We start from the raw sequence: 26,498 nt of genomic DNA, 5'->3' as shown, positions 1-26,498 counted from the left end.
GACGTTGGAGATCCAGAACAATCGTGTGCTGCTTCGCGGCAAGGCGCTCCAGGACTTCAGCGGACCCGGGCTCTCCCGACTGAAGGTCGAGCGGCGATGGCTACGATGGCAGCTCGCCGTCGATCGCACGTCGCGATACAAGGGGCTCTCCAAGCCCGAAGCCCGCGAGCTTGCACGAGAGCTTGCCCGCCTCGTCGACGTGCATGAGGAAGAATCAGCACGGCGTGCACGGCAGATGGCGCTCGAGATGCTGCGCGACGGTCTGTCTCGGGAGCTTGAAGAGCTGCTGACCTGGCGGGACAGGGTCGAGGACTTCTTTTTGAAGGCTCAGAGCACGTCGCGATGGATCGCTAGAGACCAGCTGAAGGAGCTCCTAAGCGAGCGGCCCGACTTGTCCACCCTGCTGCATCACCCCTCAGCCGATCTTGAGGATGCACTTAGCGAGACTGAGGTCGAGGCGCTCAGATCCGTGCGAGCACCGATCTGGACTCGGCGAGCCCGTGTCAACAAGCTCATCGAGGCAAACGAGCTTGCTGCGCGCAAGGACTTCCTCGACCGGATCGAGAAAAGCCCGCTGACGACAGAACAAGCACGAGCAGTCATCCGGCTCGACAACCGCGTTCAGGTCGTTGCTGCCGCTGGATCGGGGAAGACGTCCGTCATGGTGGCGCGTGCTGCCTACGCGGTGATGCGCGGGTTCGTGCCAGCGGAGCGGATCCTTGTCCTCGCTTTCAACGCCAGCGCAGCGAAGGAGCTGCAGGAACGGATCGCGGCTCGCTTCAAAGCGGCAGGCATCGACAGCACAGGACTACACGCGTCCACCTTCCACGCTTTCGGGCTCTCGGTCATCGGTCAGGCGACGGGTCGGAAACCGCGCCTTGCCCCGTGGCTGGAGAGCGGCCGGGACTTGGAGAAGGTCGAACGCATCGTCGACCAGCTCCGCGACGAGGCCCCCGCCTTCCGCCTCAAGTGGGATCTCTTCCGATTGCTGTTCGCCAAGGTCGGCGAACGGGACGCTGACTGGTGGGACCCAGCCACCAAAGTCGTCGGGCACCGGACCTTCAGGGGCGAAACGGTCAGGAGCGCCGGCGAGAAGGCGATCGCCGACTTCCTCTTCCTGTGCAACGTCAACTACGAGTACGAGCGCCCGTACGCCCATGACGTAGCGAGTCCCGACCACTCCCAGTACCGCCCAGACTTCTACTACCCGGACGTCGACCTCTGGCACGAGCACTGGGCCGTCGGTGCCGACGGACGAGTGCCAGCAGAGTTCGTCGGCTATGAGGCCGGTATGGAGTGGAAGCGGGAGATCCACCAGACGTTCGGCACGGCATTACTCGAGACGACCTGGGGCGAGATCCTCGATGAGCACGGGCTCGAGGACTTCGCCGCACAGCTCCGCAGACATGGCCTCAGTCTTGACACCGTCATCGACGACCCCGACCGCCACATGCCAGGGGCGCAACCCGTCAAGAACGCCGACCTCTCTATGCTCATCCGCACCTTCATGAGCCACGTGAAGTCGAACTCACTCGACCGGACGAAGCTCAGGTCTGCGATTGCTTCTTTACCCATGGGACCGGCCCGATATCGAGCCCAGATGTTCGCCGACCTCTACTGGCAGGTGCACGACCGATGGCAGGGCGAGCTGGCGGCACACGGCTACGTGGACTTCGAGGACATGCTCATCGAGGCATCACGAGCGCTTGATCGAGGTGCGGCAATCTCGACTTACGACATGGTGCTGGTGGACGAATTCCAGGACTCGAGCTCCGCTCGTGCGCGACTCGTGGGGAGCCTCGTCCATGGAGAGCACAAGTACCTGATGACAGTTGGCGACGACTGGCAGTCGATCTACCGGTTCGCCGGATCCGACATGGGGGTGATGACTGACTTCGAGCGTTGGTTCGGGAAGGGCGAGACGCTGAAGCTCGAGACCACTTTCCGCTCGTCCCAGGAGATCACCGACGTAGCCAGTGCTTTTGTGAGCAAGAACCCGCGGCAGATACCCAAGTCCGTCACAGCCGCCCAAGGCCCCAGCGGCACACCAGTACGCCTCGCGAGAATTGCCGCAAGCGACCTGAATCGGCCTGAGCCAGAGCTCGCCGAGGCTGTCGCTACATACCTCACCAGTGTGTCCACCAGGCTGGCTGCAGGACAGATCGCGCCCGGTCCCAACGGCGGACTCACTATCGACGTCCTCGGTCGCTACGGCTTCGAGTCGGACCTCCTACCTCGGCGTCCGCCGCCTGGAATCGACGTTCAGTTCAGGACTGTCCACGCAGCCAAAGGCCTGGAAGCCGACTACGTGTTGATCCCCCGGCTCGTCGGCGGGACCGTGGGCTTCCCGAGCCTGATCGACAGCGACCCCCTGCTCGACCTCGTGATGCCCAATCCCGACCCGTTCCCGTTCGGTGAGGAGCGCCGACTGTTCTATGTCGCACTCACCCGTGCCCGCCGAGAGGTTGCGATCCTGACGGTGGTGGGCAGGGAGTCGCCGTTCGTTGTCGAGCTGATGGCCGGCGGCCTGGTGACCCTGGTCGGGGAGATTGCCTCGGGCGAGGCTGGTTCCGGGCTTCCTCCAACTCCGTGCCCCAAATGCGGGCAGGGGTTGCTGCGTGAGCGCACGGGCCGGCACGGCGTCTTTGTCGGGTGCACCCGATTCCCTACGTGCACGTTCACCCGAAACCGCGGCGACATTGCCGTGGGAGTCCCCCCTTTCTGAATCTGGCCCGGGTGTCGGTCGCGTCGCGTACCTTCCGTCCCATGACGGGGGATCTTGTGAGCTGGGTAAACGACCGGCTGGAGCAGTCGACGCTGACCGAGGAGGCGCAGCTTCTAGTGCTGGCCGCGTTGGACGGTGAGGCAGAGCTCCTGTCGTACCTGGACGACGGCGACGTGCCAGATCGACCGGAGCCTCAGACCGCGGAGGAGGTCAAGGAGCCGGGCGGCACGTTCCTGAGCTCGCTACGCGTCCAAGGCTTCCGAGGGATCGGGGAGATGGTCGACGTCTCGCTCGACGCCCGTCCCGGGCTCACCATCATCGCCGGCCGCAACGGCTCGGGTAAGTCGAGCCTGTCGGAGGCTCTCGAGTTTGTTCTGACCGGTGACACCTACCGGTGGAACAAGTCGTCGGTCGAGTGGCGCAAAGCGTGGCGAAACCTTCACCACGGCCAAGCGAGCGTTTCCGTCGGCTTAGTTGAGGAAGAGTCCGGGCCTGTAACGGTCACGGCGACATGGGGCGACACCGAGACCGATGTCGACATGGCGACCGTCAAGTCGCAGCGCGCCGGTCAGAAACAGGGTGACGGGACGAACGACCTTGGCTGGGCGACAGCGTTGGAGCAGTACCGGCCCATCTTGTCCTACGACGAGCTTGGCGGACTGCTCGAGGGTGGTCGTGCCCAGCTCTACGACGCGATGGCCAGCATCCTGGGGGTGGAGCAGCTCACTGACGCGCTTCGGCACATCAACCGCCAGCTCCAGGAGCGCAAGAGGCCCGGGACCGACCTTGGGGCTCAACGGCGGAAACTGGCCGTCGAGGCAGCGGCGATCGATGACGAGCGCGCAGTGGAGGCCAAGAAGTTGCTCGGAAAGACCGCGCCCGACGTAGATCGACTGCGCGCCCTGTCCACAGGCACCGCCGCGCCCGACTCCGGTCCGGTCTCCGGGCTGCGCGCGCTCATCGCGCTGCCCGGAGTCGCGCCCGTTGATGAGGCTGAGCGTGCCGCAGGCGTGCTGCGAGCTGCCGTGGCGGCGTTGGCCGATGCAAAGGGCGACGTGTCGACGCGCTCTATGGCTCGTCTCGAACTGCTCGAAGCGGCACTCAGCACTCACGAACAACACGGTGACATGCCTTGCCCTGTGTGCAGGCAAGGCGAGCTCGATGAGAACTGGCGCTCGTTGAGCGTCGATCTGGTCGCCCAGCGTCGCGCCGAGCACGAGGGTGTGCGCCGCGCGAGGCAGGACCTCTCGGTCGCCCTGCGTGCGGCGCGTCGCCTCGTCTCCCCGCCGCCGAGCTCGCTCTCGTCCCCTCCGGTTGCCGAGCTCGGCGAGCTCGTGACGGTCACTAGGAAGCTATGGGAAACGTGGTCTGACGCGCCTGCGGGGGACGATGCCGCTGCCGCGCTCGCCCTCGCTGATCACCTCGGCAACACCACCACACTGACCAGGACGCTTGACGAGCTTCGACTCGCTGCCCAGGGGCAGCTCACCCAGCTCGACGACACATGGCAACCCTTCGCAACACAGCTCGCGACCTGGTGCGACGCGTGGCGCACCTGGCTCGCCGACAAACCACGAGCAGACCAGCTCGCGGATGCATCCGCCTGGTTGAAGGACAATGACAAGCTGCTCAAGAATCAGCGCCTGGAACCCATTGAGGAGCGCGCGAAGAAGGCGTGGGCCAAGCTTCGTCAGGAGAGCAACGTCGACATCGGCAACCTCTCCCTCAGCGGGACAGGCAATCAACGTCGGGTGATGATCGACGCTTCAGTCGACGGCACGGACGTACCAGGCTTCACCGTCCTCAGCCAAGGTGAGCTTCACGCGCTTGCTCTGGCGCTATTCCTGCCGCGTGCGACGATGGCAGAGTCACCATTCAGGTTCCTCGTGCTCGACGACCCGGTGCAGGCCATGGATCCTGCCAAGGTCGATGGGCTCGTCGAACTGCTGTCTGAACTAGCCCAGACCCGACAGGTGATCGTGCTCAGCCACGACGATCGCCTACCTGCTGCCGTTCGGCGCGCGGACGTAGGCGCCACGGTGCTGGAGGTCTCGCGCGGCACACACTCGCGCGTCAGTGTCGCCGTGGTTACAGACCCGGCGTCGCGTTACCTCGGCGATGCATTCGCCCTGATCCGCGAGGCCGAGGAGGAGCGACTGCCGGAGCCGGTGATGCGGCGAACGCTCCCTGGTCTCCTGCGCTTCGCCGCTGAGTCGGCGGCGCGCGACGCCTACTTTGCTGTGCGGCTGAGGAGCGGCGTCCCGCTCGCCGAGGTCGAAGATGGGTGGACCTCCGCCCGTACCACCCGAGCCAGGGTCGGTATCGCAGTGTTCGGCGAGCAGCGCCCCAACCACGACCTCGACGCATGGGCAGCTGCGCCCTACCGGAGGTTCGCCCTTCGCAGCGTCGGTAGCTCGATGCACTCAGGCTTGAAGCCCGAGCTCAATGCGAGGGACGCCGTCCGTGCTGTCGAGAAGCTGGTCGCTGACCTGCGGAGCCTCGTGTGAATGCGCTTCTCGAGCTGGCTCGGATTCAGCTCGACGCAGGAGACTCTGGCGCGAATCGCCGGGCGTGCTGGATGGCTCGTTCCGCTTTGGAGGAGGCGATCGGCGCACTCCTGCTTGCCCGAGGGGTTGACGCGGGGCCCAGTGCGAGCGCGAGGGCGAAGCTCACGTGCCTCGAAGTGGCCTACGAGGACGACCGCAACCTGACTGCTCGCGCCCAGTACGTTTGGGCGAGGCTGTCTGAAGCGTGCCATCACCACGCATACGAATTGTCGCCGACCGCCTCCGAGGCGCACCAGATGTTGGACGCAGTCGACGAGCTACAGCGGAGCTCAGACTCGCTGACGCGCAACCCAAGCGCGACACCCGACGCTCTGGAGCAGTCGTGGTGAGGCGGTTTAGGAGACGGCTTCACCTACGCGAGAGCACTGTGACTGCAGCGAAGGTCGCCAAGAGGGTCACAGTGGGAGTAAGCGGGTTCCTTCTCGACGCGCTCCATGCCTCAACGCCGGTCGGAAAGGCTGAGTCTGCCTATTCACGAGGAGACGCCTTCTTCCAGATCGACTTGCAGGTCGACGACGACACCTCTCGCGTCCTGAGCGCGATCAAGGCAGTCGGGTGGATGCTCGACGACGTCGACTACCGCAGCGATCATTTGATTACGACCACGACAGACACGGATGGCACGACGAGGGAGATCTACACATCCGTACGGCACGGTACGTACCTGTTCCGCCGCGCGGACTAGGTCTCAGCACGCAGATCCGAGCAAACAACTACCGTCCATACGGCGTCAGGCACTCCCGGTGTTGCGCGCCTGGGCCTCCTGGACGGATAGGTGACGTCTTGACGTGCCCCACGGCACTCTCGCCTGATCATGCAGCAGACCCATTCTGCCCGTATAAATGTCGGTATGGCTCGATACATCGAGGTCGTCGGCGCGGTGATCGTTCGCAATGGCTTGGCCCTCTGCGCGAAGCGTGGCCCGTGCGGACGCCTTGCTGGACTGTGGGAGTTCCCCGGCGGCAAGGTCGAAGCTGGAGAAGATGCAGCGACCGCTCTTGCGCGAGAGATCGACGAAGAGCTGCAGTGCGGAGTAGCCGTAGGCGAAATGGTTACAGCTACAGTCCACGAGTACGACTTCGGGATTGTCCGCCTCACGACGTTTTTTTGCGATCTGGTCGACGACGAACCCGTCCTTACCGAGCACGTAGATGGGCTCTGGGCAGGACCTGATCAGCTTGCAAGCTTGGCCTGGGCACCCGCTGATCTCCCAGCGGTTGAGATCGTAATCAACCGCCTTGCTGGTGATCCGCGACGGTAACTCCAAACGGCTGACGGCTCATAGCGGTGGAACCGCAGTGACCTCGAGTCCGTGGTGAGCGCGGTGATAGCTGAAACTGTTGGTGTCGAGTTCATGCTGGTCGTGTAGCTCGAGAGACCCGATCTTCGTGCCGTCCTGGTGTCGCACGTTCAGGTCGTCATCGACATAGATTCCGCCTTTATCGAACGCAGCGTGATGGTTGGGGCACAGACACAGAATGTTCCCCATCACATCGGGCCCGTGATGCGGCTTGCCTAAGGGTCGCACATGGGCGCCCTCGGAATAGTGTCCGTCACGTGTGGCCAGGCGGGTACCGCAGAACTGGCAGGCGTTGTCGTACATCGCCTTCACGGCTGCGGTGACCTTTGTGTCGCGAATGACTCGCTGTGTGACGACCGTCTTGGTGCCGGGACTTGCCGCGCCATCGGGCATGACGAGCAGCGTCGGCGCACTGAAGAAAGGATCACCGTTCGCTGTGGCCTCACCGTCTCCCAACGTGCCCGAACCCAGGCCCTGCATCACGAAGGCCTCGGCGTTCGACGCCCGATTCTCCGCTGGTGTAAACGGAGACGCCTCCTCAGCAGTCAGCTGCACGAGATGAAACATCCATCGCACGAATCCGTCTTGCGCATGCTTGATTGGATAGTGCGCAGCGACCCGGTACAGACCATCGTATCGGTACCCGTCTGCCGGCGCGAACGGACTCTTGTGCCCCGCTCCCCTGACGATGCGAAGCGGCTTGCCGGTCGACTCGCTCGTCACTAGTGCGGCGTTGTCGTTAAGGCTGAGGTCTTGGTCAGCGATATGCGGGCCGCGCGGATTCACCGGATTCTGACCACCACGACCCGTGTAGAAGATCTCGTGACCGTGGTCCTCGTCCGTGTCATACCCGCCAGACATGACGATTGAGGCGCAGCCGACCTTGCGGTTCCCGGCGATACCCTGCATGCGCACTTGGTGAACGCCTGCCGCCGCGGCCGCCGCCCGGTTGACGTACTTCGAGCCGACAGGCTCCCCCGGCAGTTCGCCGAAGTGGTACTGCGTAGCCATCAGTCACCGACCTCAAGGATGAGCTCGGTCCAAGAGACGTCCAGTGCAGTGGCGACGGCGTAGAGCGTGCCAAGCGTTGGGTTGGCGGTTGCAGCTTCGATCCGACGAACTGCCTGGACTGATATCTGGGCAGTGCTCGCCAGGTCTTCTTGAGTAAGACCAGCTGCTTCGCGTCGAGAGCGCAGGGCGGTGGCTAGTGATCTGGCAGCGGGCTCAGGAAGTGGCCGGTGAGTACCGGTCTTGGCGTTGGGCACAGCTCAACCCTTATTGAGCCACACCTTCACCACGAGAACATATATGTTCTCTCGACTGCGGCAGCTTCTTTCACCGAAACCACGAAAGGCCGAGGCTTTCGCCCCGGCCCTTCGTGGTATCAACAGATCAGCTGCAGCCGCTGGTGCTCCCGCAGCCCTCGCAGACGTAGCACGAGCCGGCCGGGCGCATCTTCGTGCCGCAGGTCATGCAGAGCGGGGAGTCGACGGCGGTGCCGGTGATCTTCTCCAGGAGCTCGGCGGAGGTGTGGACGCCCTGCGGGGCCTCCTTCACGTCGGCCTCCACGGGAGTGGTTTCGAGGCTCGCTTCGCTCCGCGCCTCAACCACCGAGACGGCCTCGACGAGCTCGGACGCGTTGCCGGTCTCCTCCACGAGCGGCTCGTAGGAGCCGGTCTCGAGGTGGCGCTGGCGCTCCTCCGCGGAGTAGATGCCGAGCATCGACCGCTCCTCGAAGGTGAGGTAGTCGAGAGCCAGGCGGCGGAAGATGTAGTCCATGATCGACTGCGACATCCGCACGTCGGGGTCGTCGGTGAGGCCGGCGGGCTCGAAGCGCAGGTTGGTGAACTTCGAGACGTAGGTCTCCAGCGGGACGCCGTACTGCAGGCCGATCGACACCGCGATCGAGAAGGCGTCCATCACGCCGGCCAGGGTCGAGCCCTGCTTGCCGAGCTTGAGGAAGACCTCGCCGAGCTGGCCGTCCTCGTGGGCGCCGGAGGTCATGTAGCCCTCGGCACCGCCGACGGTGAACGACGTGGTGCGCGAGACGCGCGACTTCGGCAGGCGCTTGCGGGTCGGGGCGTAGACGACCTTCTCGACGACCTTGGTGGTTTCGACAGGCTCAACCGACGAGGAGGCGCCGGCGTCGGCCTTCTTCGCCTTGGCGTCGGCGAGCGGCTGGCCGACCTTGCAGTTGTCGCGGTAGACCGCGGTGGCCTTGAGGCCGAGCTTCCAGGACTGCATGTAGACGTCCTCGATCTCCTCGACCGTGGCCGTCTCGGGCAGGTTGACCGTCTTGGAGATCGCGCCGGAGAGGAACGGCTGCGCCGCGGCCATCATCCGGACGTGGCCCATCGGCTTGAGCGAGCGGGCGCCCATGGCGGTGTCGAAGACCTCGTAGTGCTCGGTCTTCAGGCCGGGGGCGTCGATGACGTGGCCGTGCTCGCCGATGTAGGCGACGATCGCCTCGATCTGCTCGGGCTGGTAGCCGAGCTTCTTCAGCGCCCGCGGGATCGTCTGGTTGACGATCTGCATCGAGCCGCCGCCGACGAGCTTCTTGAACTTCACCAGGGAGAAGTCGGGCTCGATGCCGGTGGTGTCGCAGTCCATCATGAAGCCGATGGTGCCGGTCGGCGCGAGCACGGAGGCCTGCGCGTTGCGGAAGCCGTTCTTCTCGCCGATCTTGATCACGTCGGCCCACGCCTTGGTGGCCAGCTTGTGCACGCGGCCGTCCTCGGTGTGCAGCACGCGGACGACGTCGTTGGCCGCCTGGTGCTTGCGCATCACGCGCTTGTGGGCGTCGGCGTTGCGGGCGTAGCCGGCGTACGGGCCGACGATGCCGGCGAGCTCGGCCGAGCGCTTGTACGACGTACCGGTCATGAGGCTGGTGATCGCGGCAGCCATCGAGCGGCCGCCCTCGGAGTCGTACCCGAGGCCCATCGCCATCAGCAGCGCGCCGAGGTTGGCGTAGCCGATGCCGAGCTGGCGGTAGTCGCGGGTGGTCTGGCCGATCGGCTCGGTCGGGAAGTCGGCGAAGCAGATCGAGATGTCCATCGCGGTGATGATGAACTCGACGGCCTTGGCGAACAGCGCGGCGTCGAAGGTGTCGTCGTCCTTGAGGAACTTCAGCAGGTTCAGCGACGCCAGGTTGCAGGACGAGTTGTCGAGCGACATGTACTCCGAGCACGGGTTGGACGCGGTGATGCGGCCGGTCTCGGGGTTGGTGTGCCAGTCGTTGATCGTGTCGTCGTACTGCAGGCCCGGGTCGGCGCAGGCCCAGGCGGCCTCGCTGATCTTGCGGAACAGGCTGCGGGCGTCGACGGTCTCGATGACCTCGCCGGTGCCGCGCGAGCGCAGGCCGAACTCGGTGCCGTCCTCGACGGCGCGCATGAACTCGTCGTTGACGCGGACCGAGTTGTTGGCGTTCTGGTACTGCACGGACGTGATGTCGGCGCCGCCGAGGTCCATGTCGAACCCGGCGTCGCGGAGGGCGCGGATCTTGTCCTCCTCCTTCGCCTTCGTCATCACGAACTCCTCGATGTCGGGGTGGTCGACGTCGAGGACGACCATCTTGGCCGCGCGACGCGTGGCGCCGCCCGACTTGATGGTGCCGGCGGACGCGTCGGCGCCGCGCATGAAGGAGACGGGGCCCGAGGCCGTACCGCCGGAGGAGAGGAGCTCCTTGGAGGAGCGGATGCGGGAGAGGTTGAGGCCGGCGCCGGAGCCGCCCTTGAAGATGAAGCCCTCCTCCTTGTACCAGTTGAGGATCGAGTCCATCGAGTCGTCGACGGAGAGGATGAAGCAGGCGGAGACCTGCTGCGGCGACGCGGTGCCGACGTTGAACCACACCGGCGAGTTGAAGGAGAAGTACTGGTTGACCAGCAGCCAGGTCAGCTCGTGCTCGAAGATCTCGGCGTCGGCGTCGGAGGCGAAGTAGCCGTGGTCGAGGCCGGCCTTGGTGTACGTCTTCACGATCCGGTCGATGAGCTGCTTGAGGCTCCACTCGCGGGCGTCGGTGCCGACCGCGCCGCGGAAGTACTTCGTGGTCACGATGGTGGAGGCGTTGACCGACCAGAAGTCGGGGTACTCCACGCCGCGCTGCTCGAAGACGGTCTCGCCGGTCTTCCAGTTGGTCTGGACGACGTCGCGACGCTCCCAGGTGATGGCGTCGTAGGGGTGGGTGCCCTTGGTGCTGAAGACGCGCTCCAGCTTGAGGCCCTTGCCCTTCGCCGATCCCTTGGCGCCGGTGGAAACCGTCTCGGTCATGCCATCTCCTGTGTGGTGGTGAGCGTCTGCGAGTCGTCTCGCATCAATTGGTGAGCCCGGCAGGCAGCTTCCCCACCACCTGCCGGGCCGTCTGGGGTCAGCCCGACTGGGCTGGGGTCTCGCTCGTGCCGTCGGTCGCGCGCTCGAGACGCAGCATGGCGATCTCGTCCTCGAAGGCCTCGACGGAGTCGAAGGCGCGGTAGACGGAGGCGAAACGGAGGTAGGCGACCTCGTCAAGCGCTCGCAGCGGGGCGAGGATCGCGAGGCCGACGTCGTTGGCGTCGAACTCGGCCTGCCCGCTCAGGCGCAGGGCGTCCTCGACGTCCTGGCCCAGGCAGGCGAGCTGGGCGTCGGTGACCGGGCGGCCCTTGCAGGCCTTGCGGACGCCGGCGATGGCCTTGTCGCGGTTGAACGGCTCGGTGGCGCCGGAGCGCTTGAGCACCGTGAGCTGCATCTTCTCGACCGTGGAGAACCGGCGGTCGCACGCCGAGCAGCTGCGGCGGCGGCGGATCGAGCCGCCGTCATCGGCGACGCGGGAGTCGAGGACCTTGGTGTCCTCGTTCTTGCAGTAGGGACAGTGCATGGCGGCCCTCCTCCCGGGCGTCTGGGCGCGCTTCATACACCCGTATAACGGGTCTGCGCCTGTGGATCTTCCTGTGGACATCTAGGCTTTCCCTGTGCGTAGCTGCCCGTGGCATGTGCACCAGATGTGGATAACTACAGCGGTGTAAGTACTAGATGTAGTGGTTACCGTACGTCGCCGCCACAACGGTTGGCAAGCCGCTCGAGGGGACCAAATCGGGGCTTGGGCGTCTCGTCGGCAAAACCGCAGGTCAGTGCCTCTGCGCCGGTTTTCGCCCCGGCGTGTCGCGGCCCTTCGGGCCATCTCGACATGGCCCGAACGGGCTATTCGACCGCTCGTCTCTTCGTCGACCGGGCACAATGTCCTCCGTGACGGGGAAGCGGGCAGGGTCGAGGCGTGCAGCCCCCGCGTCCCGTGGCCTCTCGCCGGCGACGCTGGCGATTTGCGTCGGCATCACCGTCTGCGTCGTGGCCTGGGGATACCTGGTCTACGCCGCCATCGACTTCGGTACGGCCGGGCGTGGGGGCTCCGGCTCGTCGGCCTGGATGTTCATGGCCCTCGCCTGCCTCGGCGCGATCGCCTGCCTCTTCGTGGGCCTGATGCTGGTCGCGCGGCTGTCGCGGACGCTAGGGATCACCCGCGAGCCCCCTGCCCCCGACGCTCCCCCGCGGCCGGTGGGCGGGAAGCGCGCGGCGCGCTGATCTGTGCTTGTGCGGCCTGGGCGGTTCGTCTGGTGGACCGCAGGAGCCGCACTCCTCGGCTCAGCGCGGATCGTGGAGCTACTGAGTCGCCGGGTGGCTCCAGGGCTCCATGATCTTCAGCTCAGCCAACCTCGTACGCAACGACCCGGCCGGGCATGGCGACGTAGCGCACGTGCCCCTCGCCTTCCACAGCTGAGGCGCCGAACACCGACAGCTCGCCTGACGACCGCCTGCCGTCCGGGTCACAGGTCTCGTAGAGCGTCCCGGCCGCACGCTTGATGCCGTACGCCGTGACCTGGTCGGGGCCGCTGGAGCAGAGCAGCACCGTGTCGTCCGCCACCTGCTCCAGCGCCCCGTCGCGCTGGTCGAGCGCGACCGGGCCGTCGTCGGACGGCAGCACCACGCCATAGGGCGCAAGCGGGGCGCGGTGGTCGACGTACGCCCGCTCGGCGTCCTCGCCGTCGAGCGTGTGGGACCACGTGACCTCACCGGTTCGAGGCGCCACTCCCTGGAGCTCGACGACGAGGTCCTCGGTGGTCATCTTCTTGCCCTTGACGTCGATGCGAGATCCACCGACCACGCACAGCGTCCGGGCGTTCGTCTCGTTGTACGACCGGACGAGGGAGCACCACGGGTCGGCGCCCTTGCGCCGCCAGAGCTGCTCGCCCGTCCGCCCGTCGATGCCAGAGGCGCTGAAGCGGGACTTGTACTTCAGGCTCACCTTCTTGCCCCGCTCGTAGCGTCGGACGAGCGTGCGCGGTACCGGCTTGCCCATCGATCCGACGTATACGTTCGACTCCTCGTCGTGGGCGAAGCTCCACCCGTGCTTGGACGCCACGCCGTAGTCGACCGCGAGCGAGACGGACTGGGACCAGCCGGTCTTCCGCGTGCCCGGCAGGCGGGCGAGCGTCGCCATCCGGCCCTCACCACGCGCGAAGAGGTCGGGCTCACCGACCCGCAACGCGCCCTCCTGGAGGGTCTGCTCGGTCACGCGCCCGGACTCGAGATCCCAGCGCCTCGGCGCACTGCCGGGAATGATGTCGCGCATCGGGCCGAACGGGCTGTCCACGATCCCGCCGGGCCGGCTGTCATAGCCGGACCAGCACACGTCGTGCCCGTCCGAGCACGCCTCGTAGTCGTCAATCGCAAACGCCGCGCTGGAGACGACCTTGCCGGTACGCACGTCGACTGCAACGAGCGCCGGACCTTCGGCGTCGAGGTCGTAGCGCCGCAGGACGGCGAGGTGCCGGCCGGCGTCCGTCTCCGTGGCCCGCGGCTGCATCGTCACGCCCGTCGGTGAGCCACCGGGGTGGAACGGCACCCGGAAGTTAGTACGCCCCGTCTCTTTGTCGAGGCTGACGAGCTCGACACCCCCTCCCCCGGTCTTCGACAGGACCAGCAGCGCTGGTCCTGCTTCGACGGGCTGGCCGATCGCCTTGACCTTGGTCGTCCAGGCGATGGCAGCCGGGTCGGCCTGGGCGGCGGAGGGCTTCGCTACTGCTCCGGCTCCGACGTTGTCCTTCTCGGTCTTGCCAGCCCCTGATGTGCAGCCGGACGCGAGCAGCACCACGGCGATGGCGAGTGCTGCGGTGACGTGATGAAGGCGTGCAGAACCCAGCATGTGTCCCCCGAGAGTGAGTGAGAGTTGTCGATCAGCGAATGACGAGCTGCGGCAGTGCCTCGACGATGGCGAGGTCCTGGGTGGCGCCATCGACCCATATGGTCGATGGGATGGCCTCCGGCGGTCCCCCATTGACAGTGAAGCTGGCGTCGCCGTACTGCGTGTCCACGCTGACGACGACCTCATCCGTTCGGTCGTAGGCATGGGAGACGTCGAGGCTCGGGTACGGCGCGCCGGGACTCGAGGTCGTGATGGACGACCCGTCGCCGAAGTTCCAGCGATATGCGATCGGACGGGCGCTGACGACCACGCGCGCGCGGATTAGTTGGACGGGAATGCTGGAGACGTCCGTGTTGGTGGTAAAGAAGTTCGTCTTCAGATTGACCAGTGTCTTGCCGTTCTTGGGCTGGACAGTTAGTTCCGACGGCTTCCAGTCGAGGGCCTGGAACGCCTCAATCACGAGATCCCTGACCGGGGGCGGGTCGTCAACCTTCTCGACCTCGCCAGCAGCTAGACAGGCCGTCCCAACATTCTCGCCATCACGAAACAGCGTGTAGCGGGTTCCAGGCACACCGGCGGCAGTCGTGCAGTCATCTGGGTTGTAGCACAGTCCGTCTGGACGACGTCCTCCGTCCTTGCAGATCTGCACCACCGACCATTGCGCCATCGGGTAGTCCAGTTTCTGCCCCTCAATGTCGCCGGATGAGAAGTCGCAAGTTTCGGTGACTTCGCCGACTTCGGCCTGCACGCCGCAGTCAGCGAGCGCCGCCGAGGAAATCGTGACCAAGAAGCCAGCGACCACTGCAAGCAAGAGAACACGGAGCGCGCGGCTCACTGTGAGACCTCGGACTTGTGGGTGACGACCCACGAGGCGCCCTCACGCCTCAGGACCAGCCTGTGCGCCCCCGGCCCGCCATCGAACGTCTTGACCGGCCCCCGAGCAGATTCTTTGTACCTAGTGGGACTGGATCGCACGCGCACCATAAAGTCAGAACTCCGGCTCGAGCTCTCCTTGATTTCGAGAACCCGCCACCCATCCCACTCGATGAAGCCGCCGGCGGCGTACCACTTCTCCACCAGGTCGGCGAGGTCTACGCATGCCTCACAATCGGCGGACAACTGCCGATACTCGGCCGTCTCGCCCGTGTTCTCCATCTTCGCTTCAGTCGCGGCCCAACGCCGAATGAAGTCCTCTGCACTCTCCGCCTCCACCGTCTCGGACTCGGTCGGAGTCGGCGACGAGCTGCTCGTCTCCGGCATCTTCGGCGTCGGCTCGGCCTCAGGGTCGCCGTCGGAGCACCCGGCCAGGACCAGCGGGGCGATGACAGTCAGCGCGAGCGCGCGGCGTACGTGCATGGAATGCCTTCCCGAGACAACGTCAGCACGGTGAAGTTACCCATCTCGCTGCGGCTTGAACCAGCCTCGAGCTGCAATCTGTGGATAACTCGCCGCCGCCGCGATTCGCGGTAGCGGGGAAGGTCTTCGTGACATATGCCGAGCGATGTTCCCCACTGACTCTTCCCGGGCCCACGCCGCTCGGGTATCCGACGGCGTCGGATATGGCGGTCGCGTCGAGGTCTCGTGACAGGACTTCGTCCTTCCTCGACCAACAGAGCCAGAAATGCGCCGAGGGGCGGGCCGCCAGGCCCGCCCCTCGGTCTTCCCCTTGGTTCCACCAGCCGGGGTCGAAGCGACTGGTGGAGGCCTCACGCGTCAGTCGGAGACGACCGGGACGCGGAGCTTCTGGCCAGCGGCGAGGCTGGCGGACTCGAGGGCGTTGAGCCGCTCGATCTGGGTCATCGCGGCGCGCACGTCGCCGTCGACGGCGATGCCGGAGGCGATGTCCCAGAGGGTGTCGCCGGGGGCGACGGTGACGGTCTCGGTCGGGACCTGCTCGCCCGCCGAGTCGGTGCCGACGGCACCACCGGCGAGGGCGATCGCGACGACGAGGGTCACGAGGAGCGCGGTCAGGAAGACCACGAGCCGGCCGCGCCGCGTGAGGCGCACCGTGGAGCGGGCGCGGGCGGGAGCCGGGGTGAAGGCGGGGGAAAGGCTGAGGGTGCTCATGGTGGCCTCCTGGGGAAGATCAGCCGGGTCGGTGCGGACGAGGGAATGTCTAGTGATGACCACCGACAGTGGATCGGTGTCGAGCAGACGTTCGATCGAACACGTGTACGACGGTAGAGCACCTGTTCGAACGCGTCAAGCACCTGGACGAACAGATGTTCGACGCCATTCGTCCCGACATCGAGGGACCAACGCACCTGCCGGGGAGGGACGAGGGAGAGAAGCATCGAGGCAGGACGACACGAGAAGGAGACACGCCCATGTCCCGCAAGAAGGTCCTGGTCCTCGGAGGCAACTTCGGAGGTCTCAGCGCCGCGCTCACGGTCAAGCACGAGCTCGAGGGAGACGTCGACGTCACCGTCGTGTCGTCGTCCGACGAGTTCCTCTTCACGCCCTCCCTGATCTGGGTGCCGTTCGGCAAGCGCTCGCGCGCCGACATCACCTTCAAGGTCGGCCCCACGTTCGAGGAGCACGGCGTCGACTTCGTGCACGCCGAGGCCACCGAGATCGACCCGGTCGCCAAGCGGGTGCAGACCACCGCCGGCCCGCAGGACTACGACTACCTCGTCATCGCCACCGGCTACCGCAACCGCTTCGAGGTGATCCCCGGCCTCGGCCCCGACGGCAACGCCCACACCATCACCACGATGGAGGACGCGATCCACGCCGGTGAGGGCTGGACCCGGTTCAAGGACAACCCCGGCGACGTCGTCATCGGCGCCACCCAGGGCGCCGGCTGCTTCGGCGCGGCCTACGAGTTCCTCTTCAACACCTCCTACCAGCTGAAGAAGGCCGGCCTGAAGGACAAGGTCAAGCTCACCTACGTCAGCGCCGAGCCGTTCCTCGGCCACTTCGGCATCGGCGGGCTCCCCCACGGCGAGTCGCTGCTCGGGATGTTCCTCAAGAAGGAGGGCATCGAACCGGTCCTCAACACCGCGATGGACCACGTCGACGACGGCCGCCTCGTGCTCGCCGACGGACGGACGATCGACTTCGGCTACGCGATGATCGTGCCGCCGTTCTCCGGCCAGGACGTCGTCCAGAAGGCCGGTGAGCTGAGCGACGCCAACGGGTTCGTGACGGTCCGGGACACCTACCAGAGCGAGGCGTTCGACGACGTGTACGCGGTCGGCGTCGCCGCCGCGGTCGACGTCCCGTGGCAGACCCCGACCCCGGTCGGCATCCCGAAGACCGGCTTCCCGACCGAGCAGCAGGCCCACGTCGCGGCGCTCAACATCGCCGCCCAGGTCCGCGGCGAGGAGCCGAAGGAGCACAAGGCGTTCGGCGACATCCCGGCCGTCTGCGTCATGGACGCCGGCAACAACGGCGTCGTGATCCTGGCCGACAAGATGCTGCCGCCGCGCAAGCACGGGGTGCTGATCCCGGGCCCGCAGGCACACCTGATGAAGCTCGGCTTCGAGAAGTACTTCCTCTGGAAGATGCAGCACGGGCAGGTGCGCCTGCCCTGACCCGAGCGACCACGCCCGGTCGCGCACCGGGCACCGAGGGGACGGCCGTCCGGCCCAGAGGAGCCGGGGGCCGTCCGTAGGTTGCCCGGCGAAGAGTCAGCGCCGCCTCATCGCGCGGCGACCCTGCGCGGCGAACAGCCCGACGAGGTGCTGCGAGACGCCCGGGGCGAGCGCGGCGCTGCGCGCGACTCCCCCGCGCCAGCCCGGCACCGTACGCACCACCCGCCGCGAGCCGAGCAGCGCGACCGCCGCCTCGGCGACCTGCGACACGCTCAGGATCGCGCCACCGGAGTGCACCAGCTGGGCACCCATCCCGGCCGGGTCCTGCGCGGCGAGCATCGCGGTGTCGGCGCCGTCCGGGCACAGCGCGTGGACGCGTACGCCCCGCGGCGACTCGGCGTTGACCGACCCGCTGAGCGCCACCACTCCCGCCTTGGTGGCGCCGTAGACGGCGTAGCCCGGCGTGGGCGTGAGGCCGGCGAGCGACGCGACGTTGACCACGTCGCCGCCGCGCGGCCCGAACGCGTCCAGCGCCGCACGGGTCCCCCACATCGTGCCGAGCAGGTTGACCTCGACCAGCCGGCGCACCTGCTCGTCCGTCAGCGCCGCGAGGGTCCCGTCGTCGCCGACGCCGGCGTTGTTGAACCACGCCGCGAGCGGCGCGTGGCGCACCGCCTCGGCCGCGACCGCGCGGTGCGCGTCCGGGTCGCGTACGTCGTGGGCGAGGCCGGCGACCGCGCCGATCTCCGCGGCGGTCGCGGCGACCGCCTCGGCGTCGACATCGCTCACGACCACCCGGTGACCACGCGCGACCAGCAGCTCCGCGATGCCGCGCCCGATCCCACGCGCCCCACCCGTCACCACACAGCTCGTCGCCCCAGCACCCGTCATGGACGCGACGCTAGCGACACGCTGCTTCGAACAGGTGTTTGATCCACGGGTGCCGGGAGGTCTACGGTGGCCTCACCCGGTCCGGGCGGACGGAGCGGGGCACCATGCGGGAGGACTGAGCCAGATGGCCAAGCAGGACGACAAGAACGTCATCGAGATGCCCGACGGCCCGCCGGACGCCACCGGCCTGACCCCGCGCCAGCAGCGCGTGCTCGCCACCATCAAGGACTCGATCGAGACCAAGGGATACCCGCCCTCGATGCGCGAGATCGGCCAGGCGGTCGGCCTCACCTCGTCCTCCAGCGTCGCCCACCAGCTGCGCGTGCTCGAGGGCAAGGGCTTCCTCAAGCGCGACCCCAACCGGCCCCGCGCCCTCGAGGTGTTCCTGCCCGAGGTGATGGCGGCGCGCCGCTCGATCTCCAGCGCCGACGACTCGGGCGTCGACGAGACCGGCATCGGCGACGTCTCGCCGTCCGCGGTCAACATCCCCGTCGTCGGCCGGATCGCCGCCGGTGGCCCGATCCTCGCCGAGGAGCAGGTCACCGACGTCTTCCCGCTGCCCAAGCAGCTCGTCGGCGACGGCACCCTCTTCCTGCTCGAGGTCTCCGGCGACTCGATGGTCGACGCGGCCATCTGCAACGGCGACTACGTCGTGATCCGCCAGGAGCAGACCGCCAGCAACGGCCAGATCGTCGCCGCGATGATCGAGGGCGAGGCGACCGTCAAGACGTTCCAGCGCAAGGACGGCCACGTGTGGCTGCTCCCCCACAACACGGCGTACGACCCGATCCCGGGCGACAACGCCACCATCCTCGGCGTCGTCACCGCGGTGCTCCGCCGGGTCTGACCCTCCCCTGCGCACGGCCTCCGACGGCCCTCCACCCCACGGGGCGGAGGGCCGTTGAATGTCCACCACCGACGGGACACGATGGCGGGACAGCCAACCGTCGGGAGCGCGCATGAGCAACGTCCAGGAGTCCTACGACTACGTCATCGTCGGCGGAGGCGTCGCCGCCGCCAGCGCCGTGAAGGGGATCCGCTCGCAGGACTCCTCGGGCACGGTCGCGGTGCTCGGCTCCGAACCCCACGACCCGGTCTACCGCCCGGCGCTGTCGAAGGACCTCTGGCTCAAGGACGACGAGTCGCTCGAGGGCCAGTCGCTCGCCGGTGACCTCAACGACGACGACGGCGTCGACCTCGTCCTCGACACCACCGTCACCGAGATCGACCCGGCCGGCCACGCCGTACGCCTCGCCGACGGCACGTCGGTCGGCTACGGAAAGCTGCTGCTGGCCACGGGTGCCGAGCCCCGCACCCTCGGGCTCGGGGCCGGTCCGCGGGTCGTCTACTACCGCACGTCCGCCGACTACGAGCGGCTCCGCGCGCTCGCCACCTCCGGCAGCCACGTCGTGGTCGTCGGCGGCGGCTACATCGGCTCCGAGATCGCCGCTGCCCTCGTGCAGAACGACGTCGCGGTCACGCTGGTGCTCGACCTCGAGGACGTGCAGGAGCAGATGTTCCCCCGCGCGCTCGCCGCGAGCCTCACCAAGGACTTCGCCGAGCACGGCGTGACGATCGTCCACGGGTCGGTCAGCACCGGCGAGGAGACCGGCGACGGCGTCCGGATCCGCCTCGACGACGGCACCGACGTGGTCGCCGACGCGGCCGTGATCGGGGTCGGCGTCCAGCCGCGCACCGGGCTCGCCGAGGCCGCCGGCCTCGAGGTCGACAACGGCGTCGTGGTCGACGACCGCCTGCGCACCAGCGTCGAGGACGTGTACGCCGCGGGCGACGTCGCGTCCTACCCCGACGCCCTGCTCGGCCGCCGCCGCGTCGAGCACGTCGACCAGGCCGAGAAGTCCGGCGCGCACGCCGGCAAGGTGATGGCCGGCGCCGACGAGGCCTACGACTACACGCCGATCTTCTGGTCCGACCTCTTCGACGCCGGCTACGAGGCCGTCGGCGAGACGAAGTCGGACCTCGACATGGTCGAGGACTGGAAGGACGGCGAGCTCGGCACCGGCGTCGTCTACTACCTCAAGTCCGGCTCCGTGCGCGGCGTGCTGCTCTGGAACGTCTGGGACAGCACCGACAAGGCCCGCGAGGTGATCGCGGAGACCAAGGACGCGCCGCTGGAAGACCCGGAGAGCCTGCGGGGACGGATCTCCTTCGGCTGAGGCGCCGCTCGTCGCTGGTCGAGGAAGGCGCCCTGGCGCCTGTCACGAGACCCGGTCACGCGACGGGGTCTCGTGACACGACTTCGTCGTTCCTCGACCAGCGAGGTCTCGGTGGTTGAGGTGCGAGCGGAGCGAGCCTCGAGACCACGGACGGGTGACGGGTGACGCAGGTTTCGAGGCTCGTCGCTGGCGCTCCTCGCACCTCAACCAACGAGGCTTCGGTGGTTGAGGTGCGAGCGGAGCGAGCCTCGAAACCACGGACGGCAGTCCGGGCACGTGTAGCCTCGCGGCGATGTCCGAGCACCCCGGCGCCGCGCCGTCCCCCGAGGTCTTCCACACCCGAGCGGGCAACCGGCGCCGCCTGACGCAGGCGGCCGAGGCGGAGGTCGAGCGGCTCGCGGCGGCTGGCGAGACATCTGCCTGGCTCAGCCCGCTGGCGTACAACCTCACGGTGAGCCACAGCCACCGGTTCGTGTGGTTCCGGGTGGCGAAGGTCGCGACGCGCACCATCCGCCACCACTGCGAGAGCCACGGCGTGACGATGGACGTCGACCACGCGATGCGGGTGCGCTACCCGCTGGCGTCGTTCGCCGACTACTTCGCCTTCGCGTTCGTCCGCGACCCGCTCGACCGGTTCGTCTCCGCGTGGCGCGACAAGGTCGTGGCCAACAACTACTACCGCTTCGACGAGCAGACCCACGCGCGGATGCAGGCGATCGAGGAGTTCGCCCGGTGGACCGCCACCCACGACCTCTCCGCCGTGCCCGGCACCGACCAGCACCTCACCCTGCAGAGCCGGATGATCGACCTCAACCGGGTCGACTTCGTCGGGCGCCTCGAGACCTTCGACCGCGACTTCGCCGAGGTGTGCGAGCGGATCGGGGCGCCGGCGGTGCCGAGCGCGCCGCAGAACCAGACCGCGCCCGGCGGGCAGGACCGCCGGGCGTCCGACGAGCTCAGGGAGCTGGTGAGCCAGATGTACCGCCGCGACTACCAGGTGTTCGGCTACGAGGTGCCGGCCTGATGGGCGTCTCCCGGCCGACGTTCCCGGTGGCGCGGCTGCGCCAGGCCTACGACGTCGAGCAGGTCGACCTCGCCGTCGACCACATCCTCGAGAACCTCGCGCTCCCCCGCCCCCGCATCGACGCCGGCGACATCACCGCGATGCGCTTCACCCCGGGGCGCGGCGGCTACGACATGGCGGCCGTCGACGACTGGCTCGACGAGGTCGTCGCCGAGCTCCGGGCGCGCGGCGCAGGAGGAGCGCCCGGCCCGGCGGAGCAGCCGGCCGCGCCGCAGCCGGCGTACGCCCCGACGACCTCGACCGCGATCACCGAGGTCCGGTCGGGCAGCTCCGGCAGGACTCTCCTGGTGCTGGCCGTGCTGGTCGTGCTCGCGCTGGCGGCCTACTCGCTCTTCGGCTGACCGAGCCGCTTGAGCGCCTGGCGCACGAGCGCCGGGTCGGTGGTCGACCACATCGGCGGCAGCGACGCCTTGAGGAAGCGGCCGTAGCGGGCGGTCTCGAGGCGCGGGTCGAGGACCGCGACGATGCCGCGGTCGGTGGTGGTGCGGATCAGCCGACCGGCGCCCTGCGCCATCAGCAGCGCGGCGTGGGTGGCCGAGACCTCCATGAAGCCGTTGCCGCCGCGGTCGTCGGCGGCCTTCGCGCGCGCCGACATCAGCGGGTCGTCGGGCCGCGGGAACGGGATCCGGTCGATGATCACCAGCTGGCAGGTGTCGCCCGGGACGTCGAGCCCCTGCCACAGCGAGAGGGTGCCGAACAGACAGGTGTGCGGGTCCTCGACGAACTGCTTGGCGAGCTCGGGGAGCTGGGCGTCGCCCTGCGCGAGCGTGGTGAGGTGCGGGAGCCGCTGGCGGACCACCTCGGCGGCCGCCTCCGCGGCGCGGCGCGACGAGAACAGTCCGAGGGTGCGCCCGTCGAGCGCGTCGACGAGGTCGCAGATCTCGTCGAGCTGGGCCGGCCCGAGGCCGTCGCGGCCGGGCTGGGGCAGGTGGCGGGCGACGTAGAGGATGGACTGCTGGCCGTAGTCGAACGGCGAGCCGACGTCGATGCCCTTCCACGGCAGCGCGTCGTCGGCGTCGGTCGTGGCGATCTGGTGGCCGACCCGCTCGGTGGGCTTGAGGCCGAGCGACGTCGCGACCGCGCCGAACTCGCCGCCGAGCATGAGGGTGGCGCTGGCGAAGACGACGGTCTTGTCGGTGAGCAGCTTGTCGCGCATCGGGCCCCACACCTGGAGGGGCGCGACGTGGAGGCGGGCCGGGAACCGGTCGCGCGCCTCGCCGAGCCACAGCACGTCGCGGTCGGAGCCGGCCGCCATCCGCTCGGCGTTGACGAACACCTCCTGCACCATGCCCTTGGCCTGGGTGCGGCCGGCGTCACCCTCCCCCTCACCGCCGGACTCGCGCGGGAACGCCGACAGCGTCGCGCGGGCGGCGTCGCGCACCGCGACCAGCGCGTCGGAGAGCTGGGGCGGGACCGTGTCGATCCGCCCGGCGGGCAGCGCGGCGAACGCCTCGGCGAGCTGGGCGCCCGCGTCCTCGAGGTCGCCGGCCGGGTCGCCGCCGGCGTCGTCGGCCCAGCGGCTGGCGCGGCGGGCCGCGCGCTCGACGTCGCCCGCGCCGAGCTCGTCGGTGGCGGCCTGGGTGACGCGCGCGACGAGCTCGTGGGCCTCGTCGATGACCACCGTGTCGTAGTCGGGGATCATCGGGACGTCCTCGATCGCGTCGATCGCGAGGAGGGAGTGGTTGGTGACGACGAGGTGGCTGCGCTGGGCCTTCTCCTTGGCCAGCTCGGCGAAGCACTCCTGGCCGAACGGGCACTTGGTCGCGCCGAGGCACTCGCGGTGGTTGACCGAGACCTGGCGCCACTCGCGGTCGGTGTGGCGCGGGGCGTTGTCGCGCTCGCCGCTGCCGCCGCCCTCGGCCTCCTCCTCCGCCCACGACCGCAGCTCGAGGACCTTCTCGGCCATCGCGCCGAGCGGCACGTCGACGAGGGTGCCCTGGTCGTCGGGCACGCCGGCGCGGATGCGGTGGAGGCAGGCGTAGTTGGAGCGGCCCTTGAGCACGGCGTACGACGTGTCGATCCCGGGCACGTCCTTGACCGCCTCGACCAGGCGCGGGAGGTCGCGCTCGACGAGCTGGTGCTGGAGGGCGAGGGTCGCGGTGGCGACGACGACGCGCTTGTCGTGGAGCATCGCCGGCACGAGGTAGCCCAGCGACTTGCCGGTGCCGGTGCCGGCCTGGACGAGGAGGTGGCGACCCTCCTCCATCGCCTCGGCGACCTCGCTGGCCATCTGCACCTGGCCGTCGCGCTGCTGCCCGCCGAGCGCGGTGACCGCCTTCGCCAGGACCTCGGTGACGGGGCTGGCGGCGGTGGCGGTCTCGGGCACCAGAGAACCCTACGGGGCGCCCCCGACACCGCGGCGTACGCCATCCACAACGCGCCGCGGACGGGTGCGGGTCAGGGCTTCTTGCGGCCGATCTGGCGCTCGATGCGGCGCTCGGGCTGGCCGAGGATCCGGGCGAGGAGCTTGACCCGGTAGCGCCACGCGACGACGCCCAGGACGACGATGACGAGGAACCACAGCATGCGGCGAGCGTACGCCGTCACGGCAAGAGCGGGGTCTGGACGCGACGAGGCGCCCGCCGGGGCGGGGGCTTCGTCGGGTGGGGCGGGGCGAGGTCAGACGACCGCGCCGGAGTCCTCCGGTGCGCGGACGACCTTCTCCTTCTTGACCCGGCTCATCGGGAACCTCTCGTGGAAGTAGGTGAGCAGCGGGGTGGCGAGGAAGACCGACGAGTACGTGCCGACGATCAGGCCGACGAGCAGCGCGATCGCGAAGTCCTGCAGCGAGTCGCCGCCGAGGACGGCGAGCGCGGCGAGGATGAACATCGCGCCGAGGCCGGTGTTGACCGTGCGGGGCACGGTCTCGACGCAGGCCTTGTTGGCGATGTCGTCGAACTTCTCCTCGGGCTTGGAGCCCCACCAGCGCTCGCGGATGCGGTCGAAGACGACGACGGTGTCGTTGACCGAGAGGCCGACGATGGTCATCGCCGCGGCGAGGAAGATGCCGTCGATCGGCTTGTGGAGCCAGGCGAAGAGGCCGACGACGAGGATCACGTCGTGGGCCATCGAGACCACCGCCGAGACGCCGAAGGTCCACTTGAACCGGATCGCGAGGTAGAGCAGCTGGGCGAGGAACGCGAGCCCGAAGGCGATGAGCGCGTTGTTGCGCAGCTCCTTGCCGAGCGAGGACCCGATCGTCTGGTCGTCGACCTTGGTGACGTCGCCGCCGACCTTGGCGAGCTCCGCCTCGATCTGCTGCTCCTCGTCGTTGGTGATGCTGCCCGTCCGCACAGTGAAGGCGGTGTCGCCGGTGTCGGCGGTCTGCACGACCGCCTCGGGGAACCCTGCGTCGGAGACGGCGGCGCGGGCCTGGTCGATGGTGACGTCCTTGCTCAGCGAGTAGTCGAGCTGGCGGCCACCGGTGAACTCGACACCGAGCTGCAGGCCCTGGGTCGCGATGCCGACGACCGACAGGACGAGCGCCGCTGCCGAGATGCTGACCCAGGTCCTGCGCCGCTTCATCAGGTCGGGGTTCTTGCGGTCGAGCCAGGTCCGGACGCGGCCGATGTTGCCGAGACCGCTGACGGCCGGGCGGCGCGACACCGGGCGGTTGGCGACGGCGAGGTCGCAGAGCACCCGGGCGATGATCAGCGCCGAGACCATCGAGGCGACGACACCGATGGTCAGCGTGACGCCGAAGCCCTTGATCGGGCCGGAGCCGAGGAAGAAGAGCAGGCCCGCGGCCAGCAGGGTGGTGACGTTGGAGTCGATGATCGCGCTCCACGCCTTGTTGAAGCCGACCGCGAGCGCCCGCCGCAGACCGGCGGAGGGGTACGCGGCGTACTCCTCCCTCGCTCTCTCGAAGACCAGCACGTTGGCGTCGATCGCCATGCCGATCGCGAGCACGAAGCCGGCGAGGCCGGGCAGGGTCAGCGTGGACCCGAGCCCGACGAGCATCGCGTAGGCGAGCAGGGCGTAGGACGCGAGCGCGATGGTCGCGGCGAAGCCCACGAGCCGGTAGACGACGATGATGAACAGGCCGGTCAGGATGATGCCGATGATGCCGGCCTCGACCGAGGCGTCGATCGCCGCGGCGCCGAGCGACGGGCCGACGAGGCGGTCGGAGATCGCCTTGAGCTCCAGCGGCAGCGATCCGCCCTCGATCAGCGCGGCGAGGTCCTTGGCCTGGCTCACCGTGTAGTTGCCGGTGATCTGGGTGCCGCCGCCGCGGATGCCAACGTCGCAGCCGACGGAGGTCTGCACCTCGGGCGAGGAGATGATCTCACCGTCGAGCACGATCGCGATGCGGCGCTTCGGGTCGCCGGACGGGTTGCAGGCGGCCTTGCCGGTGATGTCGGCCCAGGTGTTGCCGCCCTTGCCGTTGAAGTCGATGGAGACGACCCACTCGACGCTCTGCTGCGGCTGCTCGGCCGCGGCGGAGGTGATCTCGTCGCCGGGGATGACCGTGGGACCGATCTCGAGGGTGTCGCCCTGGTCGGACGGCAGGACCTGGTCGCCCTTCTTGTCGGGCTTGGCGTCCGGCTCGGTGGTCTTGAGGACCTCGTGGATGGTCAGCTTGGCGGTCTGGCCGATCTTGTCCTCGGCGTCCTGCGCCTCCTTGTCGGAGGTGACACCGGGCAGCTCGACGAGGATCCGGTTCTCGCCCTGGCGCACCAGCGTCGACTCCGCGACGCCGAGCGCGTCGACGCGGCCGCGGAGCACGCTGAGCGTCTTGTCGACGTTCTCCGAGGTCGCCGGGGTCTGGTCGGTGCCCTCCGCCTGGAAGACGAACTGCGCGCCGCCCTTCAGGTCGAGACCGAGATTGGGCTTGACGTTGATCGCCAGCGCCACGCACCCGGCCAGCAGGCCGAGCACGAGGACGAAGCGGATCCACACACCACGTGACATGCGCGACATCCTCCACCACGAGACTCCGTTGCCCCGAATCAGGGCACGGAAGCGTTCAACGGCCGACCGGGCCAGTTGGTTCCGGACCCTCGACATCGCGCGCGGGCGGGTGTTGTGTGGACGGATCTGCGGCCGA

The 26,498-nt window shown here is 68.2% G+C and carries 22 protein-coding genes; 10 read left to right on the top strand and 12 right to left on the bottom strand.

The genetic code is table 11. From position 1 onward, the window contains the following. Nucleotides 1-4 precede the first annotated feature (4 nt). From KDN32_RS02330 to KDN32_RS02315, 4 genes are all read left to right on the top strand, one after another. Nucleotides 5-2,725: a UvrD-helicase domain-containing protein gene (locus KDN32_RS02330; RefSeq protein WP_211730507.1), complete on the top strand. Its 2,721-nt coding sequence runs from the start codon at nt 5-7 to the stop codon at nt 2,723-2,725. Between the two features lie 41 nt (nt 2,726-2,766). Then, nucleotides 2,767-5,232: an ATP-binding protein gene (locus tag KDN32_RS02325; RefSeq protein WP_211730506.1), complete on the top strand. Its 2,466-nt coding sequence runs from the start codon at nt 2,767-2,769 to the stop codon at nt 5,230-5,232. 427 nt (nt 5,233-5,659) lie between these two features. Further along, on the top strand, nt 5,660-5,977 hold the full coding sequence (locus tag KDN32_RS02320) for a hypothetical protein (RefSeq protein ID WP_211730505.1): 318 nt from the start codon (nt 5,660-5,662) through the stop codon (nt 5,975-5,977). Nucleotides 5,978-6,106: 129 nt separating this feature from the next. Then, nucleotides 6,107-6,553 carry a (deoxy)nucleoside triphosphate pyrophosphohydrolase gene (locus KDN32_RS02315; protein ID WP_307853630.1) on the top strand — a complete coding sequence of 149 codons (447 nt, stop codon included), beginning with the start codon at nt 6,107-6,109 and terminating at the stop codon, nt 6,551-6,553. 18 nt (nt 6,554-6,571) lie between these two features. Here the strand turns inward: KDN32_RS02315 and KDN32_RS02310 are convergent, their stop codons facing one another. The 4 genes from KDN32_RS02310 to nrdR form a co-directional block, all read right to left on the bottom strand. Continuing rightward, the gene (locus KDN32_RS02310) at nt 6,572-7,603 is read right to left on the bottom strand and encodes a YDG/SRA domain-containing protein (RefSeq protein ID WP_211730504.1); all 1,032 of its coding nucleotides are present in this window, start codon (nt 7,601-7,603) and stop codon (nt 6,572-6,574) included. Continuing rightward, entirely contained in the window at nt 7,603-7,857 is a 255-nt protein-coding gene (locus KDN32_RS23475) for a helix-turn-helix transcriptional regulator (protein ID WP_211730503.1), read from the bottom strand. The genes KDN32_RS02310 and KDN32_RS23475 overlap by 1 nt, the downstream gene beginning before the upstream one ends. A 127-nt stretch (nt 7,858-7,984) precedes the next feature. Continuing rightward, the gene (locus KDN32_RS02300; protein WP_211730502.1) at nt 7,985-10,858 is read right to left on the bottom strand and encodes a vitamin B12-dependent ribonucleotide reductase; all 2,874 of its coding nucleotides are present in this window, start codon (nt 10,856-10,858) and stop codon (nt 7,985-7,987) included. Between the two features lie 97 nt (nt 10,859-10,955). Then, nucleotides 10,956-11,441: a transcriptional regulator NrdR gene (gene nrdR / locus KDN32_RS02295; RefSeq protein WP_211730501.1), complete on the bottom strand. Its 486-nt coding sequence runs from the start codon at nt 11,439-11,441 to the stop codon at nt 10,956-10,958. A 467-nt stretch (nt 11,442-11,908) separates the two neighbouring features. Between nrdR and KDN32_RS02290 the strand changes: the two genes are divergently transcribed. After that, nucleotides 11,909-12,142 carry a hypothetical protein gene (locus KDN32_RS02290; RefSeq protein ID WP_211730500.1) on the top strand — a complete coding sequence of 78 codons (234 nt, stop codon included), beginning with the start codon at nt 11,909-11,911 and terminating at the stop codon, nt 12,140-12,142. Between the two features lie 121 nt (nt 12,143-12,263). On the opposite strand, the gene KDN32_RS02285 is transcribed toward KDN32_RS02290, so the two are convergent. From KDN32_RS02285 to KDN32_RS02270, 4 genes are all read right to left on the bottom strand, one after another. After that, a complete protein-coding gene (locus tag KDN32_RS02285) occupies nt 12,264-13,763 on the bottom strand; it encodes a hypothetical protein (protein ID WP_211730499.1) in 1,500 nt (499 codons plus the stop codon). Between the two features lie 31 nt (nt 13,764-13,794). Continuing rightward, nucleotides 13,795-14,598, bottom strand: a complete 804-nt coding sequence (locus KDN32_RS02280) for a hypothetical protein (protein ID WP_211730498.1) — start codon at nt 14,596-14,598, stop codon at nt 13,795-13,797. Next, entirely contained in the window at nt 14,595-15,119 is a 525-nt protein-coding gene (locus tag KDN32_RS02275) for a hypothetical protein (protein ID WP_211730497.1), read from the bottom strand. Before KDN32_RS02275 ends, KDN32_RS02280 begins: the two co-directional genes overlap by 4 nt. A 357-nt stretch (nt 15,120-15,476) precedes the next feature. After that, complete coding sequence (locus KDN32_RS02270; protein ID WP_211730496.1) at nt 15,477-15,830, bottom strand: LysM peptidoglycan-binding domain-containing protein; 354 nt, start codon at nt 15,828-15,830, stop codon at nt 15,477-15,479. A gap of 260 nt (nt 15,831-16,090) precedes the next feature. On the opposite strand from KDN32_RS02270, the gene KDN32_RS02265 reads away from it, so the two are divergent. Then, nucleotides 16,091-17,299: an NAD(P)/FAD-dependent oxidoreductase gene (locus KDN32_RS02265; protein WP_211730495.1), complete on the top strand. Its 1,209-nt coding sequence runs from the start codon at nt 16,091-16,093 to the stop codon at nt 17,297-17,299. A 96-nt stretch (nt 17,300-17,395) separates the two neighbouring features. Here the strand turns inward: KDN32_RS02265 and KDN32_RS02260 are convergent, their stop codons facing one another. Next, on the bottom strand, nt 17,396-18,190 hold the full coding sequence (locus KDN32_RS02260; protein WP_211730494.1) for an SDR family NAD(P)-dependent oxidoreductase: 795 nt from the start codon (nt 18,188-18,190) through the stop codon (nt 17,396-17,398). A gap of 124 nt (nt 18,191-18,314) precedes the next feature. On the opposite strand from KDN32_RS02260, the gene lexA reads away from it, so the two are divergent. From lexA to KDN32_RS02240, 4 genes are all read left to right on the top strand, one after another. Next, nucleotides 18,315-19,037, top strand: coding sequence for a transcriptional repressor LexA (lexA, locus tag KDN32_RS02255; RefSeq protein ID WP_211730493.1), 723 nt, complete (start codon nt 18,315-18,317; stop codon nt 19,035-19,037). A gap of 112 nt (nt 19,038-19,149) precedes the next feature. Beyond that, a complete protein-coding gene (locus KDN32_RS02250) occupies nt 19,150-20,367 on the top strand; it encodes an NAD(P)/FAD-dependent oxidoreductase (protein WP_211730492.1) in 1,218 nt (405 codons plus the stop codon). Nucleotides 20,368-20,659: 292 nt separating this feature from the next. Then, on the top strand, nt 20,660-21,391 hold the full coding sequence (locus tag KDN32_RS02245; protein ID WP_211730491.1) for a sulfotransferase family protein: 732 nt from the start codon (nt 20,660-20,662) through the stop codon (nt 21,389-21,391). Continuing rightward, the gene (locus tag KDN32_RS02240) at nt 21,391-21,792 is read left to right on the top strand and encodes a DivIVA domain-containing protein (protein WP_211730490.1); all 402 of its coding nucleotides are present in this window, start codon (nt 21,391-21,393) and stop codon (nt 21,790-21,792) included. Before KDN32_RS02245 ends, KDN32_RS02240 begins: the two co-directional genes overlap by 1 nt. Here the strand turns inward: KDN32_RS02240 and KDN32_RS02235 are convergent. From KDN32_RS02235 to secD, 3 genes are all read right to left on the bottom strand, one after another. After that, nucleotides 21,774-23,780, bottom strand: a complete 2,007-nt coding sequence (locus tag KDN32_RS02235; protein WP_372446516.1) for an ATP-dependent DNA helicase — start codon at nt 23,778-23,780, stop codon at nt 21,774-21,776. The two genes, KDN32_RS02240 and KDN32_RS02235, sit on opposite strands and share 19 nt — an antisense overlap. Before the next feature lie 68 nt (nt 23,781-23,848). Then, nucleotides 23,849-23,977, bottom strand: coding sequence for a hypothetical protein (locus KDN32_RS22775; RefSeq protein WP_283093355.1), 129 nt, complete (start codon nt 23,975-23,977; stop codon nt 23,849-23,851). A 93-nt stretch (nt 23,978-24,070) separates the two neighbouring features. Then, complete coding sequence (gene secD, locus KDN32_RS02230; protein ID WP_211730489.1) at nt 24,071-26,362, bottom strand: protein translocase subunit SecD; 2,292 nt, start codon at nt 26,360-26,362, stop codon at nt 24,071-24,073. Between the last annotated feature and the right edge of the window lie 136 nt (nt 26,363-26,498).

It is taken from the genome of Nocardioides palaemonis, from assembly GCF_018275325.1.
Taxonomy (GTDB): domain Bacteria; phylum Actinomycetota; class Actinomycetes; order Propionibacteriales; family Nocardioidaceae; genus Nocardioides; species Nocardioides palaemonis.
This window is presented reverse-complemented; position numbering and strand designations above follow the sequence as displayed.

Excerpts from the sequence above, each read along its gene's own strand:
- KDN32_RS02325 (WP_211730506.1), top strand. The coding sequence starts at position 2,767 with ATGACGGGGGATCTTGTGAGCTGGGTAAACGACCGGCTGGAGCAGTCG.
- KDN32_RS02315 (WP_307853630.1), top strand. The coding sequence starts at position 6,107 with ATGCAGCAGACCCATTCTGCCCGTATAAATGTCGGTATGGCTCGATAC.
- KDN32_RS02310 (WP_211730504.1), bottom strand. The coding sequence starts at position 7,603 with ATGGCTACGCAGTACCACTTCGGCGAACTGCCGGGGGAGCCTGTCGGC.
- KDN32_RS02300 (WP_211730502.1), bottom strand. The coding sequence starts at position 10,858 with ATGACCGAGACGGTTTCCACCGGCGCCAAGGGATCGGCGAAGGGCAAG.
- nrdR (WP_211730501.1), bottom strand. The coding sequence starts at position 11,441 with ATGCACTGTCCCTACTGCAAGAACGAGGACACCAAGGTCCTCGACTCC.
- KDN32_RS02285 (WP_211730499.1), bottom strand. The coding sequence starts at position 13,763 with ATGCTGGGTTCTGCACGCCTTCATCACGTCACCGCAGCACTCGCCATC.
- KDN32_RS02275 (WP_211730497.1), bottom strand. The coding sequence starts at position 15,119 with ATGCACGTACGCCGCGCGCTCGCGCTGACTGTCATCGCCCCGCTGGTC.
- KDN32_RS02270 (WP_211730496.1), bottom strand. The coding sequence starts at position 15,830 with ATGAGCACCCTCAGCCTTTCCCCCGCCTTCACCCCGGCTCCCGCCCGC.
- KDN32_RS02265 (WP_211730495.1), top strand. The coding sequence starts at position 16,091 with ATGTCCCGCAAGAAGGTCCTGGTCCTCGGAGGCAACTTCGGAGGTCTC.
- KDN32_RS02260 (WP_211730494.1), bottom strand. The coding sequence starts at position 18,190 with ATGACGGGTGCTGGGGCGACGAGCTGTGTGGTGACGGGTGGGGCGCGT.
- lexA (WP_211730493.1), top strand. The coding sequence starts at position 18,315 with ATGGCCAAGCAGGACGACAAGAACGTCATCGAGATGCCCGACGGCCCG.
- KDN32_RS02250 (WP_211730492.1), top strand. The coding sequence starts at position 19,150 with ATGAGCAACGTCCAGGAGTCCTACGACTACGTCATCGTCGGCGGAGGC.
- KDN32_RS02245 (WP_211730491.1), top strand. The coding sequence starts at position 20,660 with ATGTCCGAGCACCCCGGCGCCGCGCCGTCCCCCGAGGTCTTCCACACC.
- KDN32_RS02240 (WP_211730490.1), top strand. The coding sequence starts at position 21,391 with ATGGGCGTCTCCCGGCCGACGTTCCCGGTGGCGCGGCTGCGCCAGGCC.
- KDN32_RS22775 (WP_283093355.1), bottom strand. The coding sequence starts at position 23,977 with ATGCTGTGGTTCCTCGTCATCGTCGTCCTGGGCGTCGTCGCGTGGCGC.
- secD (WP_211730489.1), bottom strand. The coding sequence starts at position 26,362 with ATGTCACGTGGTGTGTGGATCCGCTTCGTCCTCGTGCTCGGCCTGCTG.